Origin of the sequence: Kitasatospora sp. MBT66 (assembly GCF_000710405.2) — a bacterium.
Lineage (GTDB): Bacteria > Actinomycetota > Actinomycetes > Streptomycetales > Streptomycetaceae > Kitasatospora > Kitasatospora purpeofusca.
This window is the reverse complement of sequence record NZ_JAIY01000010.1, coordinates 1,226,302-1,246,106: the sequence shown is the minus strand read 5'-3', so window position 1 is coordinate 1,246,106 and position 19,805 is coordinate 1,226,302. Positions and strand designations below refer to the sequence as shown.

17 protein-coding genes and 2 CRISPR repeat arrays are annotated in these 19,805 nt (G+C 72.1%); of the genes, 6 read left to right on the top strand and 11 right to left on the bottom strand.

Going from position 1 to position 19,805, the window contains the following annotated elements; translation table 11 throughout:
* Positions 1–125 precede the first annotated feature (125 nt).
* Positions 126–953 carry an oxidoreductase gene (locus BI06_RS30090; protein ID WP_043472743.1) on the top strand — a complete coding sequence of 276 codons (828 nt, stop codon included), beginning with the start codon at positions 126–128 and terminating at the stop codon, positions 951–953.
* Positions 954–1,101: 148 nt separating this feature from the next.
* Here the strand turns inward: BI06_RS30090 and BI06_RS30085 are convergent, their stop codons facing one another.
* The 3 genes from BI06_RS30085 to BI06_RS30075 all read right to left on the bottom strand — a co-directional run bounded on the left by BI06_RS30085 (position 1,102) and on the right by BI06_RS30075 (position 4,224).
* Positions 1,102–2,286, bottom strand: a complete 1,185-nt coding sequence (locus tag BI06_RS30085; protein WP_043472739.1) for a serine hydrolase — start codon at positions 2,284–2,286, stop codon at positions 1,102–1,104.
* Positions 2,287–2,341: 55 nt separating this feature from the next.
* Entirely contained in the window at positions 2,342–3,427 is a 1,086-nt protein-coding gene (locus BI06_RS30080) for a serine hydrolase (RefSeq protein WP_043473557.1), read from the bottom strand.
* Between the two features lie 284 nt (positions 3,428–3,711).
* Positions 3,712–4,224: a MarR family winged helix-turn-helix transcriptional regulator gene (locus tag BI06_RS30075; protein WP_051742128.1), complete on the bottom strand. Its 513-nt coding sequence runs from the start codon at positions 4,222–4,224 to the stop codon at positions 3,712–3,714.
* A 91-nt stretch (positions 4,225–4,315) separates the two neighbouring features.
* Here BI06_RS30075 and BI06_RS30070 point away from each other — a divergent pair, with 91 nt between their 5' ends.
* Both BI06_RS30070 and BI06_RS30065 read left to right on the top strand, forming a co-directional pair.
* Complete coding sequence (locus BI06_RS30070) at positions 4,316–5,236, top strand: zinc-binding dehydrogenase (RefSeq protein ID WP_043472737.1); 921 nt, start codon at positions 4,316–4,318, stop codon at positions 5,234–5,236.
* A 59-nt stretch (positions 5,237–5,295) separates the two neighbouring features.
* Entirely contained in the window at positions 5,296–5,868 is a 573-nt protein-coding gene (locus BI06_RS30065; RefSeq protein ID WP_030397936.1) for a DinB family protein, read from the top strand.
* Positions 5,869–6,113: 245 nt separating this feature from the next.
* On the opposite strand, the gene BI06_RS51335 is transcribed toward BI06_RS30065, so the two are convergent.
* Positions 6,114–6,266, bottom strand: a complete 153-nt coding sequence (locus BI06_RS51335) for a hypothetical protein (RefSeq protein WP_157855454.1) — start codon at positions 6,264–6,266, stop codon at positions 6,114–6,116.
* A 270-nt stretch (positions 6,267–6,536) separates the two neighbouring features.
* Positions 6,537–6,863, bottom strand: coding sequence for a rhodanese-like domain-containing protein (locus BI06_RS30060; protein ID WP_030397937.1), 327 nt, complete (start codon positions 6,861–6,863; stop codon positions 6,537–6,539).
* A gap of 37 nt (positions 6,864–6,900) precedes the next feature.
* Here BI06_RS30060 and BI06_RS30055 point away from each other — a divergent pair, with 37 nt between their 5' ends.
* Positions 6,901–7,515, top strand: a complete 615-nt coding sequence (locus BI06_RS30055; protein ID WP_199523360.1) for a TetR/AcrR family transcriptional regulator — start codon at positions 6,901–6,903, stop codon at positions 7,513–7,515.
* Between the two features lie 54 nt (positions 7,516–7,569).
* Here the strand turns inward: BI06_RS30055 and BI06_RS30050 are convergent, their stop codons facing one another.
* Positions 7,570–8,250, bottom strand: coding sequence for an SMI1/KNR4 family protein (locus BI06_RS30050; protein ID WP_043472735.1), 681 nt, complete (start codon positions 8,248–8,250; stop codon positions 7,570–7,572).
* A 300-nt stretch (positions 8,251–8,550) separates the two neighbouring features.
* Between BI06_RS30050 and BI06_RS30045 the strand changes: the two genes are divergently transcribed.
* The gene (locus BI06_RS30045) at positions 8,551–9,882 is read left to right on the top strand and encodes a hypothetical protein (protein ID WP_043472733.1); all 1,332 of its coding nucleotides are present in this window, start codon (positions 8,551–8,553) and stop codon (positions 9,880–9,882) included.
* Positions 9,883–9,952: 70 nt separating this feature from the next.
* A CRISPR array of direct repeats spans positions 9,953–11,446; the repeat unit is 29 nt; unit sequence GGGACCAACCCCGCATGCGCGGGGAGCAG.
* 101 nt (positions 11,447–11,547) lie between these two features.
* Here the strand turns inward: BI06_RS30045 and BI06_RS30040 are convergent.
* Positions 11,548–13,083 (bottom strand): hypothetical protein, encoded by a 1,536-nt coding sequence (locus BI06_RS30040; RefSeq protein WP_043472731.1) that lies wholly within the window; start codon positions 13,081–13,083, stop codon positions 11,548–11,550.
* 388 nt (positions 13,084–13,471) lie between these two features.
* Here BI06_RS30040 and BI06_RS30035 point away from each other — a divergent pair, with 388 nt between their 5' ends.
* Positions 13,472–13,792, top strand: coding sequence for a hypothetical protein (locus BI06_RS30035; RefSeq protein WP_043473550.1), 321 nt, complete (start codon positions 13,472–13,474; stop codon positions 13,790–13,792).
* A 1,463-nt stretch (positions 13,793–15,255) separates the two neighbouring features.
* A CRISPR array of direct repeats spans positions 15,256–15,589; the repeat unit is 29 nt; unit sequence GGGACCAACCCCGCATGCGCGGGGAGCAG.
* A gap of 156 nt (positions 15,590–15,745) precedes the next feature.
* Here BI06_RS30035 and BI06_RS30030 read toward each other — a convergent pair.
* From BI06_RS30030 to BI06_RS30010, 4 genes are all read right to left on the bottom strand, one after another.
* Positions 15,746–16,711, bottom strand: a complete 966-nt coding sequence (locus BI06_RS30030; RefSeq protein ID WP_082558748.1) for a phosphotransferase family protein — start codon at positions 16,709–16,711, stop codon at positions 15,746–15,748.
* Between the two features lie 793 nt (positions 16,712–17,504).
* Complete coding sequence (locus tag BI06_RS30020; protein ID WP_063795049.1) at positions 17,505–17,963, bottom strand: SigE family RNA polymerase sigma factor; 459 nt, start codon at positions 17,961–17,963, stop codon at positions 17,505–17,507.
* A gap of 322 nt (positions 17,964–18,285) precedes the next feature.
* On the bottom strand, positions 18,286–19,044 hold the full coding sequence (locus BI06_RS30015) for a MerR family transcriptional regulator (protein WP_043472726.1): 759 nt from the start codon (positions 19,042–19,044) through the stop codon (positions 18,286–18,288).
* A 212-nt stretch (positions 19,045–19,256) separates the two neighbouring features.
* Positions 19,257–19,745 carry an NUDIX domain-containing protein gene (locus tag BI06_RS30010; RefSeq protein ID WP_051742124.1) on the bottom strand — a complete coding sequence of 163 codons (489 nt, stop codon included), beginning with the start codon at positions 19,743–19,745 and terminating at the stop codon, positions 19,257–19,259.
* Positions 19,746–19,805: the final 60 nt, after the last annotated feature.

Genomic DNA, 19,805 nt, shown 5'->3' with positions numbered 1-19,805 from the left:
GATCTAGACCCGACTCTAGGACCTAGCGTCGGCTCATCAGCCCATCGGGTCGTCGGCACATCGGCACATCGACCCATCGGAACACCGGAACACCGGAACATCGACCCATCGGAACGGGGAGAAGAATGAGTATCTGGTTCGTCACCGGCGCATCGCGCGGGCTCGGCGCGGCGATCGTCCGCGAGGCGCTGGACCGGGGGCACGGCGTGATCGCCACCGCGAGGGACGCGTCGGCGGTGCTCAAGGCCTACCCGGACATGCCGGACGGCCTGCTGGCGGTCGACGCGGACGTGACCGACCCGGGGCAGCTGGCGATCGCGGTGGAGGCGGGCCTGGCCCGGTTCGGCCGGATCGACGTCGTCGTCAACAACGCCGGTTACGGCCTCGTCGGCGCGATCGAGGAGACCTCGGACCGGGCCGCCCGGGACCTGTTCGACGTCAATGTGTTCGGCGTGCTCAACACCCTGCGGGCGACGCTGCCGACCCTGCGCGGCCAGCGGTCCGGGCACGTCCTGAACACCGGTTCCGTCGGCGGCTTCGCCACCGCCCCGGCGGCGGGCCTGTACGGCGCGTCGAAGTTCGCCCTCGAAGGCATCTCCGAGGCACTGCATGGCGAGCTGGCCCCGCTCGGAATCCGGGTGACGATCGTCGAACCGGGCGGCTTCCGCACCGATTTCCTGGGCGGCTCCAGCCTGCGGACCGAGCCGGCCTCGATCGCCGACTACGCCGAGGGCGCGGGGCCGGTGCGCGAGGCGCTGGCCCGCTACGACGGCCACCAGCCGGGCGACCCGGCGAAGGCCGCCCGGGCCGTGGTCGACCTCGCCGAGGTCGCCGAGCCGCCGCTGCGCCTCCAGTTGGGCGCGGACGCGGTCGAGCGCGTCGAGGCGAAGCTGGAGCTGGTGCGGCGCGAGCTCGACCAGTGGCGGGACGTGGCGCTCTCCACCTCCGTCTGACGGCCGCCGTCGGAGCCCCGCGCCCCCCGCGCGCCCCCGCACCGGGCCCGGCACGGTGACAGCGGACCGCGCGTACTGCTCGCGCGATCCGCTCCACCTCACCCGCCGGCCGTCCCGGCGGCGTCGGCTCCGGGTGTCCGGACGGGGGTCAGCGGCAGAGGGCCGCGTCGACCGCGTCGGTCAGCCGCTTGCCGGTGGGCGCGTCCGGGATCACGGTGACCGTGATGTTGGCGGCCCGGCCGTCCTCGGTGACGCCGCCCCTGGTCCGGTAGCCCGGGGAGGTGCCGCCGTGACCCCAGACGAGGCCGCCGCAGGTCAGCGGCCTGCTCTGGATCCCCAGGCCGTAGCGGACCCCGGCACCCAGGAGCTCGGCCGGGACGGTGGTGCGCATCTGGGCGAGCTGCGCGGCGGGCAGCAGCCGTCCCGCCAGCAGCGCGCCGTAGAAGGTGTTGAGGTCGGTGTTGGTGGACACGACCGCCCCCGCGGCCCAGGCCATCGAGGCGTCCATCGCGGTGTAGTCGACCAGCGGCGCGTCCGGGGCGGTGCGCAGGTAGCCGTGCGGGTGGGGCTCGCGGAGGACGGTCTCCCCGGCGGCCGGGACGTAGGTGCGGCGCAGGCCGATCCGGTCGATGACCCGCTTGGTGACCTCCTCGCCGTACGGGCGGCCGGTGACCTTCTGGATCAGCAGGCCGGCCACCAGGTAGTTGGTGTTGCTGTACTCCCAGCCGGTGCCGGCGGCGAACCGCGCCTTCTGGGCCAGGGCCCCGTCGAGGAGTTCGCGCGGCTCGAACCAGCGGTACTGGATGGTGGTGAAGTCGGCCAGCGCGGGGGCGTCCATGTAGTCGGGCAGGCCACTGGTGTGCTGGAGCAGCTGGCGGACGGTGATGTTCCGGCCGTCGAAGCCGTCGCCGCGCAGGAGGCCCGGCAGGTAGGTGTCGACGGCGGTGTCGAGGCCGACCCTGCCCTCGGCGACCAGTTGCAGGACGACGACGGCGACGAAGGCCTTGGTGTTGCTGCCGGCCCGGATCTGCCCGTCGACCGGGACGCCGGCCCCGGTGGCCAGGTCGCCGACACCGGCGGTGTAGGTGCGGCTGCGGCCGTCGCGGCCCTTGACGGTGGCGAGGGCGGCGGGCATCCCGTCCTCCTTCACCAGCGCGTCGAGGCGCTGCTGCACGACGTCGGGGCGCTGCCGCGCGGCGTCCGGCTGCGGTGCGGCGGCGGCCGGGGCCGGGGCGAACGCGGTGAGGGCGAGCCCGGCGGCGGCCGTGGCCGTCATGGCGTACCGCACGAGGCGGATGCGGTGTGCCCTGCGGTGCGGGGCGTGTTGGTTCATCGGGACTCCACTGCTGGAAAGCGAAGAGGGAGGGGAGGGGCCGGCTGCTCGGGGATCAGCGGCAGAGCGCCTCGTCCACCGCCTTGTCCACGCGCTTCGCGGTGTCGGCGTCCGGGATCGTGGTCACGGTGAAGTTCACGGCGCGGCCGTCGTCGGTGGTGCCGCCGGCGGTCTCGTAACCCGGGATCGTCCCGCCGTGGCCCCAGGCGACGCCGCCGCAGGAGAGCGGGCGGCTCACCAGGCCGAGTCCGTAGCCGGCTCCGGCGCCGATCGCCTCGGCGGGGACGGTGGTACGCATCTGGGCGAGCTGGGCGGCGGGCAGCAGTCGGCCGCCGAGCAGCGCGCCGTAGAACCGGGTGACATCCGTGTTGGTCGAGACGATCGCGCCGGCCGCCCAGCCCCAGGACGGGTCCAGCTCCGTGTAGTCGCGCAGCGATCCGTTCTCGGCGCGCTGGTAGCCCTTGGGGTGGGCCTCGTGGATCGTCATGTCCCCGGGGGCGGGGAAGTAGGTGTGGCGCAGGCCGATCCGGTCGATGACGCGCTTGGTGATCTCCTCGCCCAGCGGGCGTCCGGTGACCTTCTGGATGATCATGCCCGCCAGCAGGAAGCCGGTGTTGTTGTACTCCCACTGGGTGCCGGGCGCGAAGTGGGCCTTCTGGGCCAGTGCGGCGTCGAGGAGTTCGCGCGGCTCGTAGTAGCGCTTGGGGGCGTTGAGGACGGCATCGCGGTCCACGTACTCGGGCAGGCCGCTGGTGTGCTGGAGCAGCTGGCGGACGGTGATGTTGCGGCCGTCGATGCCCTCGCCGCGTACCAGTCCGGGCAGGTAGGTGTCCACGTTCGCGTCCAGGCCGATCTTGCCCTCGGCGACCAGTTGCAGGACGACGACGGCGGTGAAGGCCTTGGTGTTGCTGCCGATCCGCACCTGTCCGTCCATCGGCACCTTGGCCTTGGTGGCCGCGTTGCCGATGCCGGCGGTGTAGGTGCGTACGCGGCCGTCGCGGCCCTTGACGGTGGCGAGGGCCGCGGGCACCTTGTCCTCCTTCACCAGCGCGTCGAGGCTCTGCTGCACCGAGTCCGGGCGCGGGGCGGCCGAGGCCGTGCCAGGTGCCAGGACGCCGGCCACCACGGCGGCGGCGACCATCGTGGTCACGGCCGCCGCCAGCCCGCGCCGGCCGGCGCGGAGGCGGGTCGGAAGGTGGCGCTGCGACGCGTTCTGCGACGCGTTCTGCGATGCGTTCTGCGATGCGTGCTCGTTCACGGGAAAGCCCCTCTGATCAGGGCGCCGGAGCTCTTCTCGGCGCCCTCCAAGAGGATCATTCGACGGACCGTCAATCCGTCCGCGCCGGGGACGAAACCGCACCGGGACCGTGCTCCGGGTCGGGGCCGGGCCCGGGACCGTACTCCCCGGGCCCGCGGAGCCGACCTCTACGCCGGTGCCTGGTGGAGCCGGGTCAGCAGGGTCGTGAGCTGCTCGCGCTCGTCCGGTGCGAGCGGTGCGAGCAGTTCGGCGTTGGCGGCTTCGGCCAGGGCGCCGCAGCGGGCGAGGACGGCGGTGCCCGCCGCCGTGACGGTGACGGCGTTCTTGCGGCGGTCGGAGGGGTGGGGGCTGCGCAGGACGAGGCCCGCGTGCTGGAGGTGGTTGAGGATGCCGACCATGTCCTTGGGGTCGACGGACAGCCGGCGGCCCAGGTCGGCCTGGGTGACGGGCCCGTACTCGGCGGTCGCGGCCAGGACCGCGTGCTGCATGAGCTTCAGTCCCTCCGCGGCGATCGCGTCGGCGACGAGGCCCCGGCCGCGCGCCGCGACCCGGCCGACGAGCCAGGTCGGCAGGGACTGGATGTGCTGGAGCGCGGAAGTCGGCGCCGCGGCGGGATCCGCGGTCGGGGCCGGGGTCGGGGTCGGTGCCGGGGTCGGGGCCGGGGTCAGGTCCGAGGTCATGGGGTTCAGCCTATCCAGAAAACCATTGGACATCCCAATGACTTCCGCCCTATCGTTGGGACATCCAATGAGTTCCGACGGGGGAGGTCCTGTGCTGCGCATTCGCCATGAGGTCAACGGCGGACCCGAGGTGCTGTTCGCCGAGGAGGTCGACCGGCCCGAGCCGGGGGCCGGGGAGGTCCTGGTCCGGGTCGAGGCGGTCGGGGTGACCCTGCCCACCGTGCGCAAGCTGCGGGGGAGCGGCGAACCGGTCCCGCTCGGCGGTGAGGTCGCCGGGGAGATCGTCGCGCTGGGGGCGGGAGTCACCGGCTTCGGCGTCGGCGACCGCGTCGCCGGGCTGTGCTTCGCCGATGCCTACGCCGAGTTCGCGGTCCTGAACGGCGCCATGGCGTCCCGCATCCCGGACAGCGCGACCGCCGTGGAGGCGGTCGCGCTGGTCCGCAGCGGACTGGTCGCACGCGGTGCCTACGAGGCCGCGCGCCCGGAGCCCGGTGAATCGGTCCTGGTCACGGCGGCGGCCAGCGCCGTGGGCACGCTCGCCCTCCAGTACGCCAAGGCCGGCGGGGCGGCCCGCGTCGTCGCGGCCGTCAGCAGCGCCGACAAGGCCGACTTCGTCCGCGGACTGGGCGCCGACGAGGTCGTGCACTACGGCGACTTGGGCGGCCCGTACGACGTGATCCTCGACGGCGTCGGCGGCGAGCTGCTCGGCCCCGCCGTCCGGGCCCTGGCGACCGGTGGCCGGCTGGTGGCCTTCAGCTCCGGCGGCGGCACGGTGGAGACGTACGAACTCCTCCTCCGCGGCGCCTCGTTGATCGGCTTCCAGATGCGGGCCGTCGCCACCGGCAGGCCCGAGCTCTACCAGCGCTGGCAGTGCGAGCTCTGGCAGCTGCGCGACGCGGGGACCCTGCGCCCCGCCGTGCACGGGGAGTTCCCGCTCCGCGACGCCGCCCGGGCGCACACCGCCATCGAGCAGCGCCGCAACCTCGGCAAGGTCGTTCTGGTCCCCCGATAGCTCCGTCCCGTGGCTCCCCGCGGAAAATGCGGTGGCGACAGGGCCGTTCGCGGACGAGCATGGCCCACATGAACGATCAACCCGAGCGATGGACCCAGGCGACCGTCTACCCCGACATGTGGCTGAACCCCGACGACGACCCCCGTGACAACGAAGGGCCCGCGCCGGACGGGGAGTTGGCGACCCTGCGGGAGGCGATCACCAACTACCGGCTCACTCTGCGCCTCAAGTGCGACGGCCTGGACGCCGAGCAGCTGGCCCGCCGTTCGGTGCCGCCGTCGACGATGTCGCTGCTCGGCCTGGTCCGCCACCTCGCCGAGGTGGAGAGGGACTGGCACAACTGGATCACCGACGGCGAGCGGCTGCCCAAGCTCTACGGCGCGCGGGACGCGGACTTCGACGGCGCCGTGGCCGAACAGGCCGTGGTGGACGCCGCGTTCGCCGATCTGGAGCGCGAACAGGCCTCCCTGGACGCGGTGTTGGCCGTCCACCAGGCGGATCTCGGCGCGCGCGTGGGCCGGGAGGGGCTGGCGATCCGCGAGGTCATGCTGCACATGGTGGACGAGTACGCCCGCCACTGCGGCCACGCCGATCTCCTGCGCGAGTGCGTGGACGGCCGGGTCGGGCAGTAGCCGCTCCGGCGCGGGCGCGGGCCGTACGCGGTGGCGGCCGTCGGCCGTTCGACGCCGAGGCGGTGATCCCGCGGCCTCCCTGGCGGACTGGGTCGACGCCCGGAGGTGGGGTGGTGCGGGGTGGGACGGGGACGGTCGGGCGGCGTGGTGTCGCGCTTCCGACGCGGTGTTCCCGGGTCAGCGACCGGCCGGACGATCGACTGTCCGGCCGGTTCGCTGGGTGCGGCGACAGGCCGCGGTGGTGCTCAAGCGCCGAGACGGGACAGGAGCAGGCGCGCCCGCCGGGTCTTGGTCTCGGCGCGGTTCTTCAGGTACAGCGCGTGGGCGAGGCGGTGCTGCTCGGCCTCGCGCATCCGCTCGTTGATGATCGCGCGCGCGGTTTCGAGGTGGTAGGTCATGACGGTTGTTCCCCCTGCCGGTGGGTGGCCTGCCGATGGCTTAGGCATCAGCCCCAAGGCCCCCCTTGCACCTATGATTCTACACCAGTTTTCGAGACCTGCTCTCCATTTCGCAGCCGAGTCGAGCTGTTGTCCTGGTGTTTGAAGGTCTGTCGGTTGGTGAGCATTGGGTGTGCCGGGTGTGGCCACTCGCCGTCCAGCGGCGAACGGGCGGGGGCGGGGGATGCGCGCGCATCCCCCGCCCCCGCCCGTTCGCCGCTCCGCCCCAGGTCAGGCGGTCTCGGTGGGCAGGCCGGCCTCGACCCAGTCCTGGATGCCCTCGCGGTACTTGCGGACGTCGGTGTAGCCGAGCGCGGTGAGTCGGTCGGCGACCTGGCCGCTGTTCGGGCAGGCCGGGTTGGAGCAGTAGGTGACGATCGCGGCGTCACGGTCGGGGAGCACGGTCGCCGCCCGGGTGTCGAGCTCGGCCGCGACCAGTGCCACGGCGCCGGGAAGGTGCTGCTGGGCGTAGTAGTCGCCGCCGAGCGTGTCGACGACGGTCACGGCGCCGGCCTCGATCGCTGCTGCCAGTTCGTCGCGGGTGATGAGAGCGGTCATGCCGCCACCTCCAAGGGAATCGGACTACAGTCCTGTTATGCCTCACGACAGTACCGGACCGCAGTCCGCTTATGCAACGCCCCTGGAACTGCTGCGCACGCCGCCGCCCAAGGAACGCGCCGACGCGGCCCGCAACCGGATCGCGGTGCTGGACGCCGCCGCCAGGCTGTTCGCCGAACACGGCGTCGAAGCGGTCTCCATGGACCAGGTCGCCGCCGCCGCGGGCGTCGGCAAGGGCACGCTGTTCCGCCGGTTCGGCGACAAATCGGGCCTGGCCGTCGCGCTGCTGGACACCCGCGAACGCGTGCTCCAGGAAGCCGTCCTGCACGGCCCGCCCCCACTCGGCCCCGGCGCACCGGCCGACGAGCGCCTGGCCGCGTTCCTCAACGCCTACTTCGACTACCTGCTGGAACACCTGGCCCTGGTCCGGATGTCCGAGACCGCCGCCCCCGGAGCCCGCTACCGCATCGGCGCCTACCGCTTCTGGCACCGCCACGTCGCGATCCTGCTCGCCACCACCCCCGACCCCGACCCCACCGCCCACACCCTGCTGGCAGCCGTGGCCGCCGACCACGTCGCGGCCCTGCTGCCGGAACTCGGCGAACAACGCATCCGGGCCGGCCTCCTCCGCCTCGCGGAGCGGGCGATGTAGCGGCCCGGCCCGGCAACTCCGCTGCCGGGCCGGCCGGCTCTCCTGGTCGGACCGTCAGCGGGCGGCCCCCACCGTGCGGACAGCGTCTGCCAGCCACTCCCGGTACCAGAGGGCGAAGGTCGTCGGCTCCTGCCCGGCCCCGAGGAGCGGCTCGAGATCACGTTCGTCCGCCCGGTCGTCGGACCAGATGCGGCCGCGCTCGGGCCCGCTGACCACGAGCCACTGGCGATAGGCACAGCCCAAGTGGGACAGGACGACGGCGCCGACCGTCCGCTCGGGGCTCCACAGCAGTGCCTCCCACCTCCTGTCCCACTCGCCCAGCGCCTCGCCGTACTCGTCCTCCTCGTCGAAGTCCTCCTCCCGGGGGCACTCCTCCTGGAGGGCGGCGAGCCGGGCGGGATCGGGGCCCTGGACCGGGAAGGGCTCGGAAAGTCGCTCCGGATCCACGAGGTCCGCCCCGTCCCCCTCCCAGCTCCAGCGGTCACCCACGCGGCGAACCGGGAACAAGCCGTATCCCGGGCCCGCGCCGCCGGCGCCGACCTCGATCAGGAACGCCCGGTAGTCCTCGGGAAGTCGAACACCCAGCTGTGCTTCCAACTGGTCGACCTCGCCTTCGCCGAGCGGGTCCTCCAGCGCGAACCCGTGTCCCCTGGAACCGAAGACAGCGGTGGCTCCCGGCGCCTTCGCCAGTTCCTGTATCTGCTCGCGAACACCCGCCCAAGATCCAATGCTCATGCCCCGCAGCGTACGAGCCGGTTCCGACATGCGGTCACCCCGGCGCCGACCGCCCCGCGGTCCGGCGGCACCGTCCCGCACCACCCGCACCGGCGGCCCCGGGTGCGTCGCCGTTGCCGCCGCACTGTCACAGGACGGTCCCCGCTCGGTGAACGGAACCCGATCGCCGTTCCCAACTTCCCTTCGCGGCAGCATTCTTGGGCTGTCGCCCGGATGTCACGACCGGTCCGGGCGAAGGCGGAATGCAGCCCCGCGCGATGCGTGCGACGGGGGCGTCCAGGCGCGAGCACAGGGGGACGGGTGGGAGCGGTCACGGTCATCGGCGCCGCCGCGGTGCAGAACGAATCCCGACCCGCGTGGATGGGGGCGGTGATCCGCGGCGGGCAGCACGTCGCCGACGCGCTCGGCATCCCCGCCCATCTGACCACCATGGATCCGGACACCGCCTTCGGCGTGATCGCCATGCCGGTCCTGCTGGCACTCGTCCTCCTGGGCGTCCAGGCCGGGTCCATCGCGCGCGCCGTCACCTCCCGCGACTTCTGGGACGACACCGGCCGCCTGCTCGGCGTGGCACAACTCCTGCTGCTCGTACTGGCCTACGCGTTCGGGGCGGGAGGACAGTCCCGCTCGTTCGGCGCCGCCGTCGGGGACATCCTCTCCGGACAACTGCCGGACCTGCTGCCGATGGCCGTCGCGACCCAGTGGCTGCTGCTCTCCGTACTCTGGCTGGTGGTCGGCGCATCCGCCGGAGTCCGCCGCTCGGACCTGACCGCCCCGTTCGACGCCGTCCGCGGCATGGCCCTGATCGCGGTCTTCGTGGTGGCGTTCACCGCCGCCTGGATGGCACCGCCCAGCGGCCCGGGACCGGCGGGCCGACTGCCCGCCGTGCTCGCGGTCGGCGCCGTCCTCCTCCTGTTCGGCTACCTCAGCGCCGTCAGCCGCGGCCATGAGCAGCGACCGGACATCGTCCGCCGGCGCCGCGAGATCCTGGAACACAGCTTCCGCAGGCCCGGCGACCCGCCGGGGCGCAGCCCGGAGAGCCGGCCCGAGGAGGCGATCATCGCCGCACTGCTCGCCCGGGGCCAGAACCGGCCCGCGCCGCCGACGGGCAGCATCTGGCTGCCCGCCCCGGCCCAGGTCCTGCGGCTGTGCCTGCTCTGGGCCGCGCTGTTCGGTGTGCCCGCCGCTGCCGTCACCTGGATCTTCAGCACCGGACACTTCCCCCCGCCCGACCTCCCCGGCGTCCTGCGCGTCGAACTGGCCGTCCTGTCCGTGATGGTGCTGATGATGGTCTTCTCGTTCCGCCGCAACCTCGACGGCCGGGTCCGGGTCTCCCCGGCCGTCCCCCGACTGATCGACCTCAGCCTGCTGCTCTCCGTCGGCTGGCTCGGCCTGTCCGGCGCCCTCAAGTCCCCGGTGACCCTCGGCCCGCTGCCGGCCTGGGTGGTGGCGCTGGGGCCGCCCCTGGTGATCGCCGCACTGGTCCTCCTCCTCGGCATCCTCCCGCACCGCCGCCAGACCCCGCGCCTGCCCCTCGCCCTCACCGTCGCCGTAGCCGCCGGCCCGTTCGTCCTGCCCCTGCGCGCGGCCCTCGAACACCTGCTGGGCGGCATCGTGCACGCCCTCGGCTAGGCCGGCCCGACGCCGGCGGGATGCGGGAATTACGACTCCACTTGGTGCAGCAGCGGGCGTTCTCGGCACCGAGACCAACCCCGCATGCGCGGGGAGCAGCCCTACCTCACCCGCGAGTTCGTGCCCAGCACGGGACCAGCTGCGCATGCGCGGGGAACAGGCCGGCGGTGATGGTGCGCCCGTCGGCGCCGGGGGACCAACCCCGCATGCGCGGGGAGCAGGAGGCGCCCATCAACGCGCCGGCGTCGAAGTCGGGACCAACCCCGCACGCGCGGGGAGCAGGAGGCGCCCATCAACGCGCCGGCGTCGAAGTCGGGACCAACCCCGCACGCGCGGGGAGCAGCGCCGACCGGTTACGGTCTCAATCACCATGCCGGGACCAACCCCGCATGCGCGGGGAGCAGCCACCCTCACCGGCCTCGCCGGACCCTGGACCGGGACCAACCCCGCATGCGCGGGGAGCAGCCGGCCACCACGATCCGGTAGTCCCCTCCCGGGGGACCAACCCCGCATGCGCGGGGAGCAGCGGCCGGCCACCCCGGACCCTGGCACAGGGCCGGGACCAACCCCGCATGCGCGGGGAGCAGAGGATCCCGAGACCGGACAGCGGTGGTCCTACGGGACCAACCCCGCATGCGCGGGGAGCAGCGACGCCGACGAGGTGACGGACGAGATCCTGACGGGACCAACCCCGCATGCGCGGGGAGCAGCAGGGCCCCATCCATGAGTGTGACGGTGTCGAGGGACCAACCCCGCATGCGCGGGGAGCAGTTGTGCCCGGAGAAAACCGCAGCTCAAGACCCGGGACCAACCCCGCATGCGCGGGGAGCAGGTCGGACCACTACGGGTGACCACCGCCGACCGGGGACCAACCCCGCATGCGCGGGGAGCAGTCATCGGCAACGTCGGCAAGATCGTCGGCGAGGGGACCAACCCCGCATGCGCGGGGAGCAGCAACGGGCAGTGCTTCGCCGCGACCCACGCCGGGGACCAACCCCGCATGCGCGGGGAGCAGGGCCGGGCCGTGCGCGACGCCACGGGCGAGTTGGGACCAACCCCGCATGCGCGGGGAGCAGTGCCCCACACCACGCTGGTTGGCGAGCCGACCGGGACCAACCCCGCATGCGCGGGGAGCAGTCCGCTGGAGCGTCGGGGTGCTGAGCCACCGGGGGACCAACCCCGCATGCGCGGGGAGCAGCGGGACAACGTCGCCGCGCTCTACAGCGGCACGGGACCAACCCCGCATGCGCGGGGAGCAGGAGGCCGCCGCCGGCCTTCGGGGTGGTGTCGAGGGACCAACCCCGCATGCGCGGGGAGCAGTGGCGGATCAATTCCTACCGCGACACGGACGGGGGACCAACCCCGCATGCGCGGGGAGCAGGCCGTCCGCCAGGCCGGCTACAGCGCGGCCACGGGACCAACCCCGCATGCGCGGGGAGCAGATCAGCAGGACGGCGAGGATGGCGCCGCCCGCGGGACCAACCCCGCATGCGCGGGGAGCAGCACCAGGGCGGGCGTCAGGTAGGGCGCGGCGCGGGACCAACCCCGCATGCGCGGGGAGCAGAGTTGATGACCTGCGGGTCTATCCGACGGTGGGGCGGGATTTTGCGACTTCCAGAGATTCGGGCATTTCGGTCACCTTCGCCGACGGGCTGCGCACCAGGGTCACCCTATCCACCATCCGGCCAACCCCGTCTCCGCTCCCCGTCCGGCACGGTTGGGTGGGCTGCGCCTGGCCCGGGGCACGACGGCGCTGCGGAGCGTTGGTTCGCCAGCTGGGCAACGTCGTCGACGAAGCCGCCAGGGGCCGAGAGTGGCGATCGAGCGGCGCCAGTCCCACACTTGAGCGCACGGTAGAGCCGGTGGGCGTCGAGGCGACGGCCCGTCCGGGCGACCGTCGACGAAGGTGTACGGCCGGGTACGCGGTACGGTGTGCGGCCCGGTGGCCGAGCACGTCGTGCTCCCGCCGCCCGGCGGGCCGGGTGCCCCGGTGACGAGCGACGGTGCGGGCACGCGCAGGTAGAGGTTGGTAAGCACCTTGCCGGCTCTGATCCAGTCCAGTTCCTGCGCCTCCAGGGCGGCGATCGCCGCCGACTCGTCGGCGAACTCGCGTTCGGGGCGTGCGCCCTGGATCCCCGCTGCCCAGTGGCGGCCCCAGACCCCGAGCGCGGGCTCACCGCTGTATCTGCGCAGGAGGGACCCGCGCTTCGCGTCCGACCAGGCCGGGACACGCCGGTAGGACCGTGGCAGCGAAGCGGTGAAGTCCTCGATCAGCCCGGCCGCCGCCTCGGCCGTCCCCGGCGAGAGCCAGAGCGAGTAGTCCATCTCCGCCCCGCCCCGGGACGCGTGGTGGGTACCCGCCACCAGCAGTACCTGGCGTCCGTACCGCAGTGCCGCCCGGTAGTTGTGCTTCCCGGAGAAGGCCACCGCCCGCTGCTCGCAGCGGGTCGCACCGGCGACGAACGCGCGGTCGTCGGCGGGTTCGAGAGTGAAGGGCATCGGCGCGGGGCTGACGGACCGGCCGTCGAAGACCAGCACGCCGGTGCCGAACAGGTCGAGGTACCAGACGTGGCCGGTGTCACGCCGGGTGAACAACCGGAAATGCGGGTGGCGTTGCGCGGTGACCCAGGCGACCAGCCGAACCGCCTGCTCCGTCCACTCGGCGGCCGGACGGCCCGCGGCGACCGCCTCGGTGGCCTCACGCTCGAAACCGCCGTCGGCGAGCCGGTCCATGTCGCGGACGCAGTCCGGGCAGTCGTCCACGCCACCCTCCATGAAGGTGTGGAACCCGCGGTGCCGGCGGAGCGGCCGCCCCCGGCGGTGGCCGCGCCACAGGGCGTACCAGGTGCTCGCCCGTTCCGGTTCGTAGCGGCGTACGGCGGAGGCGATCCCGTGTTCGAGGATGCTCGCGGCCTGCGTCGCGTCCACGCCGTCCGGACCACGCACGACCCAGTGGTCGACGGCCTCCAGGATCGCGCGGTCGTTGCGCAGTTCCCGCCGCCGCCCGGACCGGTACGTCCCGGACGTCCGGTGGACGGCGGAGACGTACTCGTGCACAACGCGGGTGCCCGGCCCCGGTGCGGCCCGCAGCCGCTCCATCACCGAGCGGTGCAGCGCGGGCGTCCACAGCCGGGCGATGTCGGCCGGGGTCTCGGCCTCCGCGTCGAACAACGCCTCGACGCAGCACTCCGGATCGTCCATCGGCCCCTCCCGGCGCGAGGACTACGGCGGAGTACGGTCCCACAGCGGGGAGTTACCGCCTTTCGGGGTCGGCCGCCACCGGCCGTGACTCCGCGCCGAAGACTATCGAACAGCGTGCCCGCCACGCGTCGGCGCCCGTCCCGAACCGGCCCTGCGGGACGACCCGCTGCCGAAGGCGTCGCTGGCCGGGGTGGCGGAGGACCGCGGGCCCCTGCGACCCGCGAGCGGCCCCGCGCGGGCCGATCGAACCGCAGCCCTGTGATGGAGCCGGTTGAGGCAGGACCTGTCTGGTCCGCCCCATTCAGTTCTGTCTCGCGGCCTGGCCCACGACGGCCAGGCCGCCGTACAGGCTCGCCCGGCCGGCCTACGCACCGGGCATAGTGAGTTCATGGATCGATTTGTGAGCCAGGGCCGCCTCGAATGGTGGGCCAATCAGTCGACTTGCCTTGAGATGTACGACATCGACATCACCGTCTCTGTTGACGCAGTCGGCCAGTGGCGGGCAACCGGTCGGCATGCCAACGCCCTTGACGCGACCCAACGCGAGAGCTGGGACTTCCTCATGGAGATGGATCCCCACTTCTCCATTGCGTTTCCCGGTGAGGACCGCGGAGGGATCGCGGTGCGAGTCGTCGAGGCAGAGGACGGAACCCTCACGCTCACGGAGGTAGCGGAACAGGATCAGCACGCATCCTGGACACCTTGCTGACCAAGATCGCCGAGCACAAGGCCCACAGCTCAACTCATTCTGAAACGATCAGCTGGGCCGTCGAGGGCGCTCGGTGGAGTGGGAAGTCGGAGAGTCCGACTTCCCACTCCACCGCAGCTGCTGTCAGCCGGACGTCTTGGCGAACGCCGGCCGCGCGAGCACGGCGAGCAGGGTCAGCATCGCCGCCGCGAAGAGCGTGAACAGGTGCTCCCCCGACAGCAGCCCGAACCCGAGCACCAGGGATGTGCACCGCTCCCGCCCCCACCAAGGCGGAGGAACCACAGGACGCCCTGCGCGGCGACTGCATCGCCAACAGGCCCCGAGCCGCCCAACCGTTGACCCCGGCCATGACGATCCCCGCGAACAGGAACCCGTACGGCACGTAGGCCGGAGTGGGTGCAGTCTCGTCCTCGAACGCGATACCACCCGCGAACAGCGGCATGGCGATGCAGAAGAAGAGAACGATCGCGATCGTCTCGAACAGGATCAGGGCCGTCGCACCCAACAGGGCAGCGGTGGAGGCGCGAGTCATCTTGCCTTCCGAGCGTTGCGGCCGGATCAACTGTTGGCCGACAGACCAATTATTCCACTCAGGGTGACAGCGAGGACGAGCCGGGACCGCTCGGTCTGATACCCGAGCGCACGGATCTGCTGCTCCGTGGCATCCGCTGTCGACCCGGGTCCTCCGGGCGGGCAGACGGTCCTGCCGTGCTGGAGGCACCCGCTTCAGCTTCCCCTGACGGGCAGTGTCCAGTCCGCTCTGGGGATCGAGCAGCCGCGGGCCCCGCTTCGACCTCGCCTGCGGACTCGCAGGGGCGGCGTCATGCCGGGCAACGAACCTCGCCACTACGGCCGACTCCGCCGCACTCCGTCGTCGGGTCCTTCGAGCGCCAGAAGTTCTTCGAGGCGTTGGCGGAGGTCTCGAACGCCGATGCAGCCGGACACCCGGGTGAGTTCCACCGGTTCCGTGCAGGCTTCGAAGGGAGGTCCCCGGAAGGCCTGCGTCTCCACCTCGGCCATGACTCGACCGCGATTCGGAACATGGGCGCTGAGCTGCTAATCTTCCTGATGTCGCGAGGGAGATGATTCCTCGCCAGGCGTCAGCGGTGCTACCAGAGCACGTCCTACTTTCAGTAGGAAGAGTCCGTGCAACCCGGGCCTGGCGCTCCACAGTCGGACGGGGTCCGGCGCCACACAGGCGCCGGACCCCGTCCGCATTCCCCACCCGGGAAGCGGATGGACCGGGGCCCTTTGCTGCTCACGGTTCGTCGGGCCCGAAGGGCGGCCGGGCCATGGGCGGGCCTCGACGAGGACTGGCACCTCGGCCGCCGACCCGACCTCGGAGGTCACTCGGAGAACAGGGGCCGCCAGCTCGCTCACGGCCCGCGTGCATCCGGCATATGGGAACTTCGTCAGCCGGTGCGGGGGCAGACGTTGATTGCGACGGCGTGGCTCTCGATGCCGGAACCAACCCCGCGTGCGCGGGGAGCAGGACCCACTCGCCGAGCGGGACCATTAGTTGCTGGGACCAACCCCGCATGCGCGGGGAGCAGGGCGCCTTGCCAAACACCAACAACCAGACGGTGGGACCAACCCCGCATGCGCGGGGAGCAGGGCGCCGTCACCATGGCCAACCAGTCGATCCTGGGACCAACCCCGCATGCGCGGGGAGCAGACCACCGCCTTGGTCGCCGCGCTCGGTATCGAGGGACCAACCCCGCATGCGCGGGGAGCAGCTTTGCACGGCTTGCCGTGACATTCGGGGGCGGGGACCAACCCCGCATGCGCGGGGAGCAGAGTTGGTGAGCTGTGGTTCTATCCGGCGGTGGGGCGGGATCTTGCAACTTCCAGAGATTCGGGCATTTCGGTTACCTTCATCGCCGGGCTGCGCACCAGCGTCAGCCTATCCATCCTGACCGGCTCCGTATCCGCTCGCTGTGCGAGTTGCACGAGTCACGACGGTGTGTCGGAGCGTCGGCCCGCAAGCCGGGCGATGTCCTCGGCGATGCTGGCCAGTGGGCCCACGGTGTCGATCGAGCGGAACCAGTCCCACAACTCGAGGGCGTGGTAGAGCCGGTAGAGGTCGAGGCGTTCTGCCGCATCGGGAGGGAGCGGACCGTAGCCCTCCAGCAGGGCTTGGCGTTCGGGTTCGCCGCGGCCGAGGGCGTAGTAGTCGGTCTTGGCGAGGTCGATCAGGGGGTCTGCGGCGATCGCGTTCTCGACGTCGATGATGCCGGTCACGCGGGTCGCGTGACCGGGGCTGACGAGCACGTTGCCCTCGTGGAGGTCGTTGTGGCAGAGAACGGCGGCCCGGCAGTTGTCGAACAGGGATCCGTCGCGCTCGATGCGTCGTGCGACCGCGTCGTGGAGTCGGTCGTCGCCGCCGAGGGTCTTGAACTCCGCCAGCTTCTTGGCGAACTGGTGACGCATGTAGGTGCCGTTGTCGGGGCGAGGGTCGAGGATGCGGTCGGTCACGTACCCGTAGGCCTCCTGGCCGATCTGGTGGATCGTGGCGAGGGAGGCGCCCATCTGCCGGTAGTAGGAAGGGATTTGTGAGGCATCAAGATCCTTCGATGCTTCCGACAGGGGCAGCCCCGAAAGCAGGCTCAGGATCGTGACGGCCCGGCCGCCGGGTGCTCCGTCCGGGGTGTGGTGGAGTACTCGCGGTGCCGGGAGGGTGTCGAGGCCGGCGAGCAACCGGTAGACGTGGACCTCCTTGGCCTGCTTCCACGCCCACTCGGGCGCGTACACCTTGAGGATCGCGGAGTGGGCGGGATCGGTGCAGCGCAGCTCGTACACCGTGCTCAACTGGCCGCCCGTACGCGGCAGTACCTCGACCACCTCGGCCTCGGGGAACACCTCCCGCAACAGCGGTTCGGCCCACGCGGTCCCTGGAGGTGGCTGACCCGGCTGCGGCATGCGTCGACCCTAGGGATCGACGCGTCGCGCGGCAATCGAATTGCCGACGAGAACGCAGTGGCGGGGCGATCGGCGCGCGGGTTGAGATTCCGGCATGAACAACAGAAGGTCCTGCACCAGCTCTGTCCCCGTTGACGCCAACCCGGGGCGGTGCCCGCCGGGCACCGCCCCGGGTTCACGCGCAGAGCGGTGCATCGTCCACGGCCCGCAACGCGGCCGGTTCCCGAAGGTAGCCGGGCGCCTCGAACCGGGCCGTGTCCGCCCCGGTGACCGTCACATAGCCAGGCACCACCAGCGGAGCGGAGTTCGGCCCGTGGACTCCCGGCAGTCCCGGCGGCAGTGACACCTCGGCCTGTGCCTGCCAGATCCTCCCCGCGAACCGCAGGTACCGCGCCCCGCAATGGACGTCCCAGTCGAACGGATACGCCTGGCCCAGCACCGGACTGCCGGGCTGGGCCGGCGGACCGGCGGGATTCACCTCGCGGCGGACCGGAGCCGGTGCCGGTGCCGCTGCCGGTGCGGATGCGAATTCGGAGGCCGTCGCCGAGACCGTCGGTTCCGCGACCGCCTGCGCCGACCGGCGTTCGTCCGGCGCGGACTGCGGCCCGGACAGTACGCCCGCCGCCACCGCGCACGCCACGACGGCCGTGACCGCACCCGGCCACCCGCACCCGACGACGGCGGCGCCCGCGCTCCACCACCTCCCGCACCGGCGCCGGCACAGGAACCTGCTGATCCGCCAGTTCCCTCAGACCCGAACGGAGTTCCTCCTGTTCCCGGCCCTCGAAGTCGTTCATTCCTGGTCCCTCCTTGCACGTCCGGACAGTTCCACCCGTCCGCGGATGCGGTCCAGGGCCCTGCTTGTCCTGGATTTGACCGTCCCCACCGAGCACCCCAGCAGCTGCGCGACCTGCTCCACGCTCAGGTCCTCGTAGGTCCTGAGGACCAGGACCGTGCGCTGCGCGGCCGGCAGCGCGGCAAGAGCGCGCTCCAGGTCCACCAGGTCCCCCCAACTCTGCGCGGGGTCCTGGGCCGGGCCCCGCTCGCGGGGGCTGCGGTGGGGGATCTCCCGGTACCAGTGCCTCCGACGCCACGTGGCATGGACGTTGACAAGGGTCCTGCGTGCGTAGGCCGCAGGGTTGTCCCACGTATCGGAACGCCCCCAGGACATGTAGATCCGCAGCAGGGCGCTCTGGGCCAAGTCCTGGGCGGCGTGCGGGTCCCCGGTCAGCAGCCTGGCGGTGCGCAGCATCGCCGGATGGACAGCGTGGGCAAAGCGGATGAAGTCCGCTTCATGGTCGGAAGGCGAGTCCCGCACCGGCGTCCTTCCCGCAGGTCGTGTCGTCATATCGTTCTACTGGACAACCTGGGAGGCCGAGCGGGTTCCCTTCAGGCCACGTCGCCGAATCAGAATGATCGAGCGTCAGATGTACCGCCGGGCCGGGCCGGCTTCGCGCTGTTGAGGAAGCCGGAGCGGGTCTTCGGTGTCGAACACCGCCGGCCGCCGCGGCGCGGCACAACCGCCATCACGGGCCTGTGGCGAGATGGCGGTTGCGCCGCGGTCAGGTCAGCGTTCAGGCCAGCCGGGTGGTGGCGTACACCTCGATGGCGTCGCGCTGGTACGCGGCCAGACCAGGGCTGATCGCCTCGTAGGCGGTGCGCCAGGCGTCGTTGTCCACGCAGGAGCGGCCGATGGCGCGGAAGTCCTCGGCGGACACGGCGTGCAGTTCCACCAGGGCCCGGTACTGGGCGTCGGTCTCGGCCTGAACGGGTTCGGCGTCGGCCGGGAGGTCGGCGGTCATGAGTTCGGCGAGCCGGATCATCTGTGCAGTCCGCTCGCGTTGACTGGCCTCGACCTCGGTCGGGTCCATCGTGGCGGCCCGCTGGTTGGCCGCTTCGGCGAACTCCGGGAAGTCGCGCAGGCTGTCCTCGTACTGGGAGGGCTGGATGCCCTCGAAGAGGTTCTCCGGGCGGTTGATGGTCATGGGGGTGCCGTCCTTCCTGGACTGCTCCAGTTCGGCGATCGTGCGGGAGACGGTGTCGGCGAGGGCATCGAGGCGGTCCCGTTCGGCGAGCAGCCGCCGGTGGTGGCTGCGGAGGGCATCCACCTCGTCGACCCGCGCTGCGAGGATCCGGTCGATCTCCGGCAGCCCGACGCCCAGCGCCCGCAGTACGAGGATCTGTTGCAGCCGAAGAAGCTGGTGCTCCTCGTAGAAGCGGTGGCCGTTGGCGCCGACCCGGGCCGGCGGCAGTAGGCCGGTCTCGTCGTAGTGACGCAGTGTCCGCGCGGTCACGCCCGACATCCGGGCCACCTCTGAGATCGGCCAGTCCATCACGACTCCTGCACGTGTGTCGCCGGGCCGGTCTCTCCGGCCCTGGTTGTGACCGTAGGAGCTGCCGCAGCGGCAACTTCAACCCCGAGGCCCATATCCTCCGCGATCGAACAGGCACGCTCTGCCCCGCGAGTCCGGTGGAGGTAGCGCAAGGTCGAACGGCGCGGTCGGCAGCGGATCGGAGTGATCCGCTGCCGGCAGAGAGCCCGGGGCTATTCGGCGGGGGTGCCGTGGAGGAGGAGGGGGAGGTGGGCGCCGCGGGTGAGGGCGTCGAGGGCGTGGGTGGTGCGGCGGTGGTGGTCGGGTTGCATGTTGTCGGCGAGTTGGGCGCGGTGGAGCCAGTGGACGGCGGTGACGGTGTGCGGGGGTCGGTGGCGGGCGACGGTGGATTCCTGGGCGGGGCTGAGGCGTCCGCCCCAGTGGACGAGGTGGAGGGCTTCGGGGAGGAGTCGGGTGGGGGTGTGGTCGGTGGCGAGGATCTTGCGCAGGGGCAGGACGAGTCCGGTCTGGGTGTCGCTGTGGCGGCGGGCGGCGTGGTGGGGCAGTTCGTTCTCCTCGGCGGGTCCGCCGGGCAGGACGAGGCCGGTTTGGTGGGTGGTGCCGATGACCAGGAGGGCGCCGTCGCGGTTGAGGATCAGGGCGTGGTGGTTGTGGCGTCGGCGGGGCGGGGTGGCGAGGAGGGTCGGGAGGTGGTGCAGCACGGTGGGGCTCCTGGGCGAGGGTCAGTTGTCGGGGTTCTTGGGGGTGATCCAGGTGAGGCA